This window comes from Streptomyces sp. Y7 (genome assembly GCF_043195415.1).
Classification (GTDB): Bacteria; Actinomycetota; Actinomycetes; order Streptomycetales; family Streptomycetaceae; genus Streptomyces.
This window is the reverse complement of record NZ_JBIDDQ010000002.1, coordinates 287,416-300,215: the sequence shown is the minus strand read 5'-3', so window position 1 is coordinate 300,215 and position 12,800 is coordinate 287,416. Positions and strand designations below refer to the sequence as shown.

9 protein-coding genes are annotated in these 12,800 nt (G+C 70.3%); 1 reads left to right on the top strand and 8 read right to left on the bottom strand.

From position 1 onward, the window contains the following. Positions 1-43 precede the first annotated feature (43 nt). The 8 genes from ACGFW6_RS07285 to ACGFW6_RS07250 all read right to left on the bottom strand — a co-directional run bounded on the left by ACGFW6_RS07285 (position 44) and on the right by ACGFW6_RS07250 (position 9,838). Positions 44-4,132 (bottom strand): trypsin-like peptidase domain-containing protein, encoded by a 4,089-nt coding sequence (locus ACGFW6_RS07285; RefSeq protein ID WP_393505593.1) that lies wholly within the window; start codon positions 4,130-4,132, stop codon positions 44-46. Between the two features lie 5 nt (positions 4,133-4,137). After that, positions 4,138-4,449, bottom strand: a complete 312-nt coding sequence (locus ACGFW6_RS07280; protein WP_393505591.1) for a trypco2 family protein — start codon at positions 4,447-4,449, stop codon at positions 4,138-4,140. A gap of 275 nt (positions 4,450-4,724) precedes the next feature. Next, the gene (locus tag ACGFW6_RS07275) at positions 4,725-5,300 is read right to left on the bottom strand and encodes a hypothetical protein (protein ID WP_393505589.1); all 576 of its coding nucleotides are present in this window, start codon (positions 5,298-5,300) and stop codon (positions 4,725-4,727) included. Continuing rightward, positions 5,297-6,694 carry a hypothetical protein gene (locus tag ACGFW6_RS07270; RefSeq protein WP_393505587.1) on the bottom strand — a complete coding sequence of 466 codons (1,398 nt, stop codon included), beginning with the start codon at positions 6,692-6,694 and terminating at the stop codon, positions 5,297-5,299. Before ACGFW6_RS07270 ends, ACGFW6_RS07275 begins: the two co-directional genes overlap by 4 nt. Then, positions 6,691-7,524, bottom strand: a complete 834-nt coding sequence (locus ACGFW6_RS07265) for an ABC transporter ATP-binding protein (RefSeq protein WP_393505585.1) — start codon at positions 7,522-7,524, stop codon at positions 6,691-6,693. Before ACGFW6_RS07265 ends, ACGFW6_RS07270 begins: the two co-directional genes overlap by 4 nt. Further along, positions 7,521-8,363: a zf-HC2 domain-containing protein gene (locus ACGFW6_RS07260; RefSeq protein ID WP_393505583.1), complete on the bottom strand. Its 843-nt coding sequence runs from the start codon at positions 8,361-8,363 to the stop codon at positions 7,521-7,523. Before ACGFW6_RS07260 ends, ACGFW6_RS07265 begins: the two co-directional genes overlap by 4 nt. Further along, on the bottom strand, positions 8,360-8,911 hold the full coding sequence (locus ACGFW6_RS07255; protein WP_393505581.1) for an RNA polymerase sigma factor: 552 nt from the start codon (positions 8,909-8,911) through the stop codon (positions 8,360-8,362). The genes ACGFW6_RS07260 and ACGFW6_RS07255 overlap by 4 nt, the downstream gene beginning before the upstream one ends. A 300-nt stretch (positions 8,912-9,211) precedes the next feature. After that, complete coding sequence (locus tag ACGFW6_RS07250; RefSeq protein WP_393505579.1) at positions 9,212-9,838, bottom strand: GyrI-like domain-containing protein; 627 nt, start codon at positions 9,836-9,838, stop codon at positions 9,212-9,214. Positions 9,839-10,436: 598 nt separating this feature from the next. On the opposite strand from ACGFW6_RS07250, the gene ACGFW6_RS07245 reads away from it, so the two are divergent. After that, entirely contained in the window at positions 10,437-12,704 is a 2,268-nt protein-coding gene (locus ACGFW6_RS07245) for a M4 family metallopeptidase (RefSeq protein ID WP_393505577.1), read from the top strand. Positions 12,705-12,800 lie beyond the last annotated feature (96 nt).

The following is a 12,800-nucleotide window of genomic DNA, read 5'->3' as shown; positions in this document are numbered from 1 at the left end:
AGAGCGCGACAGGAGTCCAACGCCCCGCGGTCGTTCTGCTACGTCAACGAAGCCTGAGGTCTGGAAGCGTCAACAGTCCGTCAGGCGGCTGGATCACCCCGAGCTGGGCCGCGATCTCCTGCAGGCACGCCGGTTCCAGAGCGGTAAGTGGGGCGATCACGTCCGCGGCGAAGCCGTGGGACAGGGAGCGCTTGACGAGTTCGACCAGTGGCGGGGAGGTGGTGGCCGCGGCGAGGGCCAGGCAGTAGGCGGCGTCCTCATGGAGGTCGTCGATGAGGGGGAGAGCCTCGGTCAGGTGGCCTGCGTCGAGCATGGTTTTGACCATGTCGGTGAGGACGACCTCGGCCAGTACTTCGCCCAGCCGACGGGCTTCCGCGTGGTAGCGATCCCAGAGGCCAAGGCGGACGACTGCTTCGGGAGGCACCGTCTGGGTCCCGTAGTGAGCGCCCGTGACCAGAGCGGCCTGCTCCAGCGTGGCCAGGAGGCGGGTGAAATCCTCGGTGAGGCCGGTGGCCTGGCAGGCCACCGTGAGCCAGGGAAGGGCCCAGACGCCGTTGTTCCGGGGCGCCTCCAGGGCCGCGGCTTCGGCGAGTTGAGCCGTGACGTCGCGGCACAGACGCTCGTGCCCGGCGTCGCACATTTCGACGATCATCGAGGCTGCCAGTTCCTGCCGGCGGGCAAGGTCCTGCGCCGCACTCGCAGACGTGGTCAGTGCCGTTTCATGGATCAGGGAGATCGCCGAGGGGATGTCGCCCGACAGCAGGTGCGCGCGCAGCTCGAGTGTGCCGCCGGGGAGGTCGGTCCCGGAGAGCCGGCGTGCCAGATCGAGGGCAACGTCGGTATGTCCGGCGTCGAGGTGGACGGAGGCGAGTTCGCGCATGACACGGGTGCGCCACCCTGCGACGCCCGCGTCCGTCGACTCCTCGATGGCCTCCGCCACCTGCGCGGTGAACAGAACGAGATCTGCGGCGCGGTGATCGCCGCGCGCGACGACAGCCCTGGCGGAGCTCAGCAGGATGTCGACACGGCCGAGCTGATCCGCCCCGAACCCAGCCGCGATCCGCAAGGCGTGGTCGAGGTGACCGAGCCCGGCGGCTGCGCTTGCCACCGCTTGCGCTTCCGTTGCGGCGCTGTCGTCGCTGTCGTGCAGCACCGTGTGCACGGCCAGTTCCAGGGCCGGCGTGGCCAGGTCCGTCCGTCCGGCGGCGAAAGCGGCCTCGGCGACGGCCGCCAGGACGGTGGGTGGCGGAGTGTTCCTGGTCTCGTCGAGGGCAGCTTCCACCTCGCGCACCACGGGAGCGGCGTCCTGGCGCGTGTCGGAGTCGAGCAGCGCCAGCGAGATCTCCGCGAGGTGATCCGCACGGGTGGAGGGGGTCGCGATGTCCCGGGCCAGTGAGAGTGCCAGCGAAAGGTGGCCGTTGGCGCGCGCGGACTTCGAGGCGTCGCCGAGCAGTTCGTCGGTCGCTCCGGGCAGCGGAGGGTCGGTGAGCAGTTCGTCGGTCGCTCCGGGCTGTCGAGGATCGAGGCCGTGGGCGGCGAGGGCGGCGTAGGCGAGCTCGACAAGATCGAGATCGGGAGAGGCCGCGGCGGGCAGGGCCAGCAGGTGGCGGGTCCGGTCCTTGTCCTGGTAGACGGCCGATTCCACGACCTCGGAGAAGGCGAACTCATGGTTCAAAGCCGTGAGGAGGACCTCGGGCACGTTGCGACGACCTCCATTGGCGGAGTGCACGCCGCAAGCCGTGAGGAGGGCTTGCTTTCTGCTGTCCCGGTCCAGTTCGGCGAGGTGCCGGAGGAGGCGGTCGAGGTCGCCGAGCGCGGCGAACGCCGGCGCGAGGAGGCCGACGAAGTCGGGGCGGTCCTCGGCATCGGCGTGTTCGATGGCCTCCCCGATCAGGAGCCGTGTCAGCGCGGGATCGATCTCGGCCAGTGAGGTGGCGGCGTCGGTGAGGGACCAGCCACGCTCGTCGCCGCTCTCGGTGAGCGCTTGCCGAGCCAGATCGGCGGCGCCTGGTTCTCCGTGCCGCGACAACGCGAGGGCCGCGCGCACCGTGTGCAGCATCCGCTCCAGGGACAACCTCCCCGGTACGGCCATGGCTTCGTGGATCAGGTTCCGCGCCTCGGTCCGCCGGCTGTCCAGCAGGTGCTCGCCGATCGCCAGCAGGGCGTCGGCTCGCACGTAGACGTTCTGCGCCGTACGGGCGAACTGAATGCCCTCCTCGGTTCGGCCGAGGCGTACCAGCAACAGTGGATACGTGGCAGGCATGGTGAAGTTGTCGTCCTCGATGCGCTTGCGGAGCAGCGACACCCGCGTCAGCAGAGTGAGGTCGCAGTCGGGGTCCGCCTCGAGGAGCCTTGCCGCGTGCGACAGTTCGGACAGGGCGGCCAGCTCGCCGTCGGTCCGGCGGCGCAGCAGAGCGCGGCGCCCGGCGGAGGACATGGCTGCCAGCGTCCGGCCGGCGCCTTCAGTGAGCAGGAGGGTCGGGTACGCATCGGTCAGGTAGTCCGGGGAGTCATCGGGCCAGCCGGCCGCCGCGAAACCGAGTGCCCAGTCGTCGAGGGCGGCGCGGGCATCGGTGAACTCCTCGCGTTCCAGGTCCTCCTGGACGGCGACGGCCAGGGTGTCGTGGGCGAGGGTGTACCGGGTCGGCGTACCGGGACGCGGCTCCACGACCCTGGAGAGCTCCCGTTCCAGGGTCCTGCGCACACCCAGCGGGGATTCGTGGACAAGCTGGGCGATGTCTCTGCTGCTCAACGCGCCGCCGGCGACCGTCATCGTGGTCAGTACGGTGCGCGGCACAGGCTCGGCGAGGACGTGATCCAGCTCCTGGCGAGCGCGAAGGAGCAGGCTCGTCGCCGCGGGGAACGGCGTCAGCACCTCACGGCGGCAGGTGCGCAGCGGGTGGCTGCCGTCCACGTCGAGTGGCACCTCGGAATGCCGGCTCGTCACCAGGACGTGGGCCGTCGGACCGAGCGAGGTCGGTAGCTGCGCGGCGATACTGGGCTCAGCGAGCTCGCGGTGGTCGTTCTCGTCCAGGCCGTCGACGAGCAGCAGCAGGGAACGGCCGGTGATCCGCGTCGCCCGGTCCCAGAGGCTGAGGAAGGCGGCCGCGTCCGGTTCGGCGGGCGGGAACTCGCCGAGCAGGGTGGCGAGTTGGTCACACATGGCGCGATGGAACTGCTGGACGCGCATCTGTCCGTCGCGCCGGGAGATGACGAACGACACCACGTCCAAACCGGGATGCGGCCTCGTGGCGAAGTGGGTCACCAGCGAGGTCTTTCCGGCCCAAGGACCGGCGACGAGCATCAGGTAGGGGTCCGGGCCCGTGGCGAACGCCAGAAGGTCGGCGAGCTCCTGGGCGCGGCCGGTCAGTTCGGCGCATCGGGCTGCGTACTGGTGCACCATCGCCTCGTAGGCCGGGCGACGCCGCTCCGGCCCGTGCAGAGCTTCCGGCACGACGCCGTGCGAGGCCAGCAGAGCACGGGCGGCGGCGCCACTCGGCTCGGGCTCGCGCTCGCCTTCCGCCCGCGGCTCGTACGCACCGATCACAGCAGCCAGGCGCACGGCCTCCAGCCCGCCCGAGTGCGCCGACTCCACGACGACGCCGACAGCCGCCCCTTCACAGACGACGCCCGCGCCCGAGAAACCGCTCCAGTCGCGCGCTTCCAGGCGGCGGCCATCCGACCGGTGCAGCAGCAGGCGGCCCCGCTTCACACTGGACCCGAGCGGGATCACCCCGTCGATCTGGTCGCTGTCGCGCCACGTCGCGCTGTCCGTGTCCGTCCAGCTCTGATGGCGCGGAAAACCGATCGCGGTGAACGGTAGCCGTCCGTCAGCTTCGTCCGGTACCACTCCGATGGCCATCGGAGCGATCTCGTCGAGGCGGTCGTCCGCGGGGAGTTCGACGAGCGCGACGTCCAGCCGGGCACCCCGCCACACCGTGCGCCCGGTGACGACGATCTCGCCGGGGGCGCCACCGGACAGCCGCACGCCGACCGGGCCGCCGCCCTCGACCACATGGCGGGCCGTCACCACCAAGGACGTGGCCAGCCGCAGCCCTGAGCCGTACCCGGTGCCGCCGTCCTGCTCGACCAGGACCTCGGCGCACCGCCCGGTGAGAGGGTCCCTCACCACCGGCCTCAGCGCGGGAGTTCGGGTAGCCGGTCGCCGACCGACAGCGGCCGGCCGGCGTCGTCGGTGGGTGTCAGCGTCATCCGCACACGCTGTGTCCGGCCGCCGCTGCGCTTGCCGTCGGTGCCCGCCTCGACCACCCACAGTTTGAGGCCCCCGCGGCCGCTTGCCTCCCGCGTCATCGTGACCTCGAACTCGAGCTCCACAGCGCCGACTCCGAACTTGACCCCGCGGCCCGTCCCTTCCTGCTGCGCCGTCTCCAACTCATCGCGGAGTACGCGAATGTAGTCGGCGAGAGGAACGCCCTCGGGATCGCTCATCAGATGCTGCCTCCACGTACGTCGATGTCCACGAGTCTGCCAGGCGACCGGCTCGTTCGTACGCGAACCGAGATGCGTCCGCCGGGTTGTTCGTACGTGTACGGGATTGCGTCGGCCGGCTCGTTGGTACGTGCACCGGGATGCGTCGGCCGGCTCGTTGGTACGTGCACCGGGATGCGTCGGCCCGCTCGTCGATACGTGCACCACCTGCGTCGACGGGCTCGCTCGATGGCGAACCGGATGCATCGGATTTCGACCAGGTCCTGGGGTCCCGGCTAGCGTCTCGGCCCCGCGACGGCGTACGTGGCGGTCCCCGCGGCCGCGAGGACAAGGGCCGTCCAGGTGGCCGCTGCGGCGTCCGGCGGCAGCAGCATCCAGCCGGCCACCCGCATCGGCGTACTGGTGGCCGGTGGCGCGATGAACGAGAACGACAGCCAGGCGAACGGCAGTGTCCATGCGTGCCGGCCGCCGGCGAGTGCCGCGCCCAGGGCGGCAAGTCCCGTCAGGCCCGCGCTGTTGCGGACGACGAACGTGGTGGGGGCCATGTCCTCGCCCAGCGCTTGCACGGCCAGCAGTACCGCCGCGACGACCGTGCCGGCGAGCAGCACGTGCGCTGCTCTGCGGGGGACCCAGCGGATCGCGGCCGTCCGGTCCAGGGCGTGGTCCGGCCCGCTGAGGCCGGTCGAGGCTGCCATCACCCCCGCGGCGAGGACGAGTACGGGCAGCCGGGGATCAACGGGTTCCTCGGACCCGTCCCGGGCGAGTGCCCACACCGCGACCGCGCTGATCACCACAGCGGCGAGCGACGCGGGCACCTGGCGCGAACGGGCGTACAGCGTCAGCCATCTCACCGCGACGCACCGCCGCTCAGCGCGTCGAACGCGTCGCCCTTGCAGGAGTGCGCCACTGCGCGCATCGAGTCGATTCGCGCGCGTTGGCCGGTCCGCGGAAGCTCCTTGAATTCCTTCCACGCCGCGCGGGTCTCGGCGTCGACTTCGCGACGCAGGTCTGCCGGGAGAGAGCGGGGGAGTGGCTTGAGGTCGCCGAGGACCCAACTCGCCGCGACCGTCTGTGCGTACAGGTCCCCTCCCACGCTGGTCCAGCCGACGGGAGTGCACCCCGGCACCATGCCCTTGGCGATCACCGCCCGGGTCAGCTCCTCGCCCTCGGCGTCGGCGATGATGTCGTCGTCGAAGTCGAGGAGCACGGTCTTGCTGGACCACTGCGGCGTGGCGCCATGCGGCAGTACGGCCGTGTTCTCCCGGACCGAGGTCGGCGCCCGGTCGCCCAGGGCGGTGTGCAGCAGGCGTAGAGCCTCCTTGCCAGGGCCCGTCAGGTCGGCGAGTCGGTCTTCGTGCGTCTTGGTCACGCACACCGGGCCGTCGCACACGAGCTCAGCGGCGGCCTCGTCGACGACGTACATGCGGCGCGGGTCGGAGGGGAGGACGAGGAGGGCGAGTGCCGCTCCCGCGAGGACGGGCGTGAGGGCGATCAGCCGGGTGCGCGGCGTCGCGGCGATCAGCAGCGCGAAGCCCGTCGCGGCCATGCCGAGCAGCCAGATCGTCTGCCCGAGGTGCACGGAGGTGGAGAGCGTGACGAACACGTTGCGCACCTCTTCGACCTCCGGTGACAGCAGGGAGATCTGCTTCGGATCCGTGTTCGTCATCCCGTCGGACGTGGTCGTCTGCGTCCGGCCCAACGACATGTGCATCAACGCCGTGAACACGAAGGCGGCCATGGCCAGCGCCGGTGGGGTGAGCACGGACGGCAGGGCCCGTCCCGCGCCCATGCCCAGCACGGCACCCGCGACCAGGAACAGCGCCCCCACCAGCGAGATCGGCAGCCAGCCGAGGTGCGTGTACTCGGTGCGCGCGAACACCTGGACCCCGCCCACGAGGACGAGCAGCGCGAAGGCCGACGCCAACGTGATCGCCATCGCGCCCGCCGGCTTCGCCGCGCGGTGCCAGGCGGGACGGGGTGTGGTCGTCAGGAGCTCGGACATCTTCGAACGGTGGTCGCGCAGGCCCTGCAGAGCGCCGAACCCCACGGCCAGCGGCCACAGATAGAACAGCAGGGCGCGGGTCCACATCGCCAGGGACGTCCACTGGGCTGTCCACGCTGTGGTGCCGTTCCACCATCCGGCGTTCAGGAGGTACAGGAACGCCAGCGCGCTCGTCAGGACGACGGCGCCGGCCCACGGGGCGACGGAGCGCCGCAGCTCGATGCGCAGGACACGGACGTTCACCAGGAGCCGCTTCCCTGCTGGGGGTTGAGCAGCATGGCCGAGTAGCCGCGCTCCAACGGGCTGTCGCCCTCGTGTTCCGGGCCGCCCACGGACGCCAGTTCGTCCGGCGGGCCCTGGAAGACCAGTCGCCCCTCGGCGAACAGCACCACGTCGGTGCAGGCGGCGGCCACGTCCTCCACCAGATGGGTCGAGACGACCACGCAGGTGTCCGTTCCCAGCTCCTGCAGCAGCTCGCGGAAGCGCAGCCGCTGGGCCGGGTCGAGGCCGACCGTCGGCTCGTCCAGCAGCAGGATCGTCGGGTCGTTGACGATGGCCTGGGCGATGCCTGCCCGCCGGATCATCCCGCCGGACAGGGTCTTCATCCGCGCGTCGGCACGGTCGGCCAGACCGACCCGCTCCACGGCACGCTGCACCGCCGCGGGGATGTCCGCCTTCGGCACCTCCTTCAGCCACGCCATGTACTCGACGAACTCGCGTACCGTGAAGCGCTTGTAGTAGCCGAACTCCTGCGGCAGATAGCCGATCCGGCGCCGCAGCGCACGGTGCTCGCCCCGGCCGCCGACGGCCTCGCCGAGCAGCTCCAAGGTGCCCGAGGTCGGACGCAGCACGGTGGCCAGTGCCCGGATGAGAGTGGTCTTGCCCGCCCCGTTGGGGCCGAGCAGACCGTGTACGCCGGTGCCCAGCGACAGGTCGAGGCCGTCGACGGCCATCCGTTTCCTGCCGACCCTGACCTTGAGTCCGGTGGCCCGGATCTCCCAGGCGTAGGGCGTCGGCGCGATGTCGGCCGCGGTCACCGCGGGCATCATGTGGTGTTCCTTTCCGATGGTCATCGATGGGCTCCCAGCACGGAGTAGGCGCCCCTGCGGGCGATCACGACACCGATGCCGAGCGCGAGAATCAGCGCCCACACGGGCAGACCGTCCGTCTGCAGGGCGAAGGTGGTACGGCTGGTGGCCAGGGTCGGCGCGACGACCACGGCAGCCCACACAGCGGCCAGTCCGGTGGCGGCACGGGTGACCCCGACGACACCGCCGAGCGCCAGCGTCGTCGAAGTGAAGGCCAGGCAGGGCAACAGCCACTGGGCCACCATCACCCCCGTCGCCCATCCGCCCACCAGCAGCGCGGGGACCACGACGGCGAGCACGGACGCGGTGCGCCGCAGCACCAGATAGAGCCCGGCCCTGGGAACCGAGGCCGTCAGTTCGTACGCCGGGTCCAGTCCGCGCGACCACGACGCCGCGACGCCGAGCACGGGCAGAACCGGTGCGAACAGCAGCACCAGCGACACCTCGCCGGGACCGGAACCGGAACCGAAACCGGAATCGGAGGCGACCAGGTCGAGCAGCAGGGCGAGCAGCGTCACGCCCACGACCATGGCCAGCCACGGCACCATCGTGGGCGTCATCCACCGGGACAGGCGCGCCGACCAGGGGCGTCGGCGCGGCATCGTGGCGGTGACCGCCAACTGGGATTCGAGGCCGGACCACACCGAGTCCACCAGCGCCGCCACTGCGGGCACCCCGGAATCGACAACGGCGGCCAGCCGGTCACGGCACACCCGGCACGTCTCCAAATGGGCCTCCACGGCCCACACTTCGTCGGCGGCGAGGCCCGCGTCACCACGCGCATACCCCTCGATGATCCGCCTCGACGCGTGTTCCATACTCATGCCAGCGCCCTCCGCATCGCGATCCGGGCCCGGCGCGCACGGGTCTTGACCGTGCCCTCGGGCAGCCCGAGCAGGACCGCGGTCTCCCGGACGGACAGTCCGTCGAGCACCATGGCCTGCAGTACTTGTCTCAGTTCCGGCGCGAGGCATCGCAACGCGTCCCCGACGTCACCGCCGACCGTCGCCGCGAGTGCCTCGTCCTCGGCGGCGGGCGCCGCGTCGAGCACGGCGGCGGACGGAGGCGGCTCCGCGTGATGGGCCCTGCGCCGGAACGCGTCGACCATGCGGCGTGCCGCGATCGTCCACAGCCAACCGGTGGCCGTCCCTCCGACCGCGGCCCCGGCGAAGGCGTCCGCCGCGCGCCACACAGCCAGGTAGGTCTCCTGCATGACCTCCGCGACGATCTGCTCGTCCCCACACCGGCGACGCAGCCGTACCGCCATCCAGGGCGACGTGCGCCGGTACAACTCCTCGAACGCGGCACGGTCGCCCCTGGCCACCAACCGGACAAGACGCTCCTCGTCCAACTCGTGCAGCGCCACTCTCACTGATCTCACACCCGCTAGACGCCCGAGTCGGCTCGCGGGTTTTCGCCCTGCAGTGATCCCCGTCACATGGGAGAAGGGTTGTGGTCTCGACCGGCCGGCGCGCTCGTATCGCCGATGCCCGCACTTCTCTGTGCACGGCTGTCGGCTTCACCCCGGCAGGGACGCACCAGCAAGCGCACGGACATCGTGTCCGAAGCCTCCGCCTCCAACGCCCCGCCGGGACGACGCTGTTGGGGGCTTCCCTCCGGCGGAGGGGCCAGGGAGTCGCCGCGTTGTGGGGGTCGGTCCAGCCGACGTCGCTCAGTCGGTTTTCGCTTCTACCGGTTGCCGAAGAATCGTCCTGAGCTTCGCGGGATCGGTCCTACGCGGGTCGCTGAGATAGATCTCGTGGTGCAACCCCACCTCCCGGAGCTTGTTGGCGGGCAGGAACTCGTGGTGCAGCCTCGTCAGTTTCGGCGTCTCGTCGTCGTACGAGCCGATGTGGAGAAGCTGGGCGCTGATGCCTTCGTGCAGGGCCTCCGACCGAACTTTCGGAACAGCCGGGAGGGCCTTCTTCGCCATAGCGGCTTGCTTGGCCCCCTGGATCATCTCGCCAGTGATCCAGTCGGGGATGTTGATGAGCAGTCTCCACAGCCAGTTGTCCTTGATCCTGGCCCGAAAGTCGTCCATGTCGTCCGCCCACCACAGTCCCTCAAGCGGACCGACGACGAAATCCTTGCCGAGGTCGCCTTTGCTCGCGAACTTGACGGTATAGGCGACCGCGTAGAGCGCTTCGACCGCGTGGCGATATGTGGCGCTGGTGTTCGGGTCGCCGTGCCCGTCGATGGCGAGGAAACGCATCTCGGGAATGTCCACGAGTTCCCAGTCGGTGTTCCTGGGCGCATAGCACTTCTTGAACTCGCGCTTGACGTCGTACTTTGCGGTCATGCCGAGGGGTCTTCCTGGTGAGTGATGGTCCTCGCGGATCGGTGGAGTCGCCGTTGAGGATGACGACGTACGAGCTTGCCCCGCTTTCCCCAAGTCCTCATCCACTGCTGGACGGCTTCGCGGGTCGGCGAGTATTCCATGCGGGCCGCCGGCTGACGGTGGTCAGGCGGTTCCCTCGGCAGGAGTACCAGGAGGGGCCCCGGCGTGGTCGGGCCAGTTCCCGCATACGGCCCCGCGGATGGGCGCTCGCCGAGGCCGTGGGGGAGGGGCCTGTTCCGCTCCAGTCGCCCGGTCCTGGAGGGCCGCCGTGTCCGGGTGAGGCCGAAAATCTGCGCTCTCAGTGCCAGTTTGCCTGACTTGCTTGGTCATTTTGAGCCGTGCAGTTGGCAGTCGCATGACAACTCGACGGTCATGGTGCCACTCTTCTGCAGAAGTTCACCGTTCCTTGACGTGTTCACCACATGGTGCCACCGCGTTCCCTCCACCCCCCACCTCCTTCCACCCGCATGCCGTGCAGCGCATCGGACCGGCGTACCCCGCCGCTCCCTCTCGTCCACGGCCCCCACCACGGGCCACCGCCGTACTGAAGGAGAACCCGTTGTCCCTGCGACACCGCACTCCCAACCGGCGCAGACGCGCCGCCGCTGTCGCCCTCACCTCCGTAGGGGCCCTGCTGGCCCTGGCCGCCCCCGGCCCCGCGGCCGCGGTACCGGCCGACCAGGCCCCCGCGAAGATCACCGCGAAACCCCGCACAGGCGCCGCCCAGACTTCCCTGACACCCGCCCGCCGCACCGCCCTGATCAAGACCGCCCAGTCCGCGGCGGCCGGCACGGCGGAGCGGATCGGCCTCGGGGGCAACGAGAAGCTCGTCGTCAAGGACGTCATCAAGGACGCCGACGGCACCACGCACACCCGCTACGAGCGCACCTACGCCGGGTTGCCCGTCCTCGGCGGCGACCTCGTCGTCCATGACAAGAGCGGTCGTACGACCGTCACCAAGGCGAACAAGGCCAACCTCTCGCTGTCCTCTCTCACCCCGAAGATCACGGCTGCCGGCGCCGCCGACAAGGCACTGGACGTGTCGAAGAAGGCCGAGGTCAAGGGTTCCGGTACGGAGCGGGCGCCCCGGCTCGTGGTGTGGGCCGGCTCCGGCAAGCCCGTGCTGGCCTGGGAGACCGTCGTCGAGGGCACGCAGGAGGACGGCACGCCCAGCGAGCTCCAGGTCGTCACCGACGCCGCCACCGGCAAGCAGCTCCTGGCCGCCGAGAAGGTGCACACCGGCTCCGGCACGGGCCAGTACGCCGGCGAGGTCCCGCTCGGCACCACCCTGTCCGGATCGACGTACCAGCTCGTCGACCCCGACCGCGCGGGGCAGAAGACGTACGACCTCAACCAGGGCACTTCGGGCACGGGCACGCTGTTCACGGACGACAACGATGTCTGGGGTGACGGCCGGCCCACGAACCGTCAGACCGCCGGCGTCGACGTGGCCTTCGGCGCCGCGGCGACCTGGGACTACTACAAGGAGGCCCACGGCCGTAACGGCATCCGCAACGACGGTGCCGCCGCCTACAGCCGCGCCCACTACGGAAACAACTACGTCAACGCCTTCTGGCAGGACTCCTGCTTCTGCATGACGTACGGCGACGGCTCGGGCAACACGCACCCGCTGACCGCACTCGACGTGGCCGCCCACGAGATGAGCCACGGAGTCACCGCCGCCACCGCGGGCCTGGTGTACTCCGGCGAGTCCGGCGGACTCAACGAGGCCACCTCCGATATCTTCGCCGCCGCCGTGGAGTTCTACGAGGACCTGTCCGCCGACCCCGCGGACTACCTGGTCGGCGAGAAGATCGACATCAACGGTGACGGCACCCCGCTGCGCTACATGGACAAGCCCTCCAAGGACGGGGCCTCCCGCGACAGTTGGAGCTCCACCCTGGGCGGCATCGACGTCCACTACTCCTCGGGCCCCGCGAACCACTTCTTCTATCTGCTCTCCGAAGGCAGCGGCGCCAAGACCGTCAACGGCGTGTCCTACGACAGCCCGACGTACGACGGACAGCCCGTCACCGGCATCGGCATCCAGAACGCCGCCGCGATCTGGTACCGCGCGCTGACGACGTACATGACCTCCACGACCAACTACGCCGGCGCCCGCACCGCCACCCTGTCGGCCGCCGCGGACCTGTTCGGCGCCTACAGCCCGACCTACCTCGCCGTCGCCGACGCCTGGGCCGGCATCAACGTCGGCAACCGCATCGCCCTCGGCGTCAACCTCGCCCCGACCGCCGACCAGATCAGCGGCGTCAACCAGGAGGTCAACCTCCAACTGGACGCCTACACCACCAACTCCGGAGCCTCCCTCACCTACGAGGCCACCGGGCTGCCGGAGGGCCTCAGCGTCAGCCCCAGCGGGCTGATCAGCGGCACACCGACCACCCTCGGCACCAGCGACGTCACCATCACCGTCACCGACAGCACCGGAGCGACCGCGACAGACGCCTTCAGCTGGCAGATCGCCTACGTCTACTCCAACGCCACCCGCGTGGACATCCCCGACAACGGGGCTGCCGTCGAATCGCCGGTGACCATCACAGGCCGCGACGGCAACGCCTCGGCGACCACCACGGTCCACGTCAACATCATCCACACCTACCGCGGTGACCTGACCGTCGACCTCGTCGGCCCGAACGGCACCGTCTACTCCCTGCTCAACCGCACCGGCGGCTCCGCCGACAACGTCGACCAGACCTTCACGGTCGACGCCTCCGCCCAGCCGCTCACCGGCACGTGGAAGCTGCGCGTGCAGGACCGGGCATCCATCGACGTCGGATACATCGCCCACTGGACCCTGACCCCTTGATCCCCTGACGCCCTGACACGGCGACAGAAGACAGCGCCGCCACCCAGCCACCTCGGGGCCCGGGCGGCGGCGCTTTGTCCCTTCGGATCCCAGTCG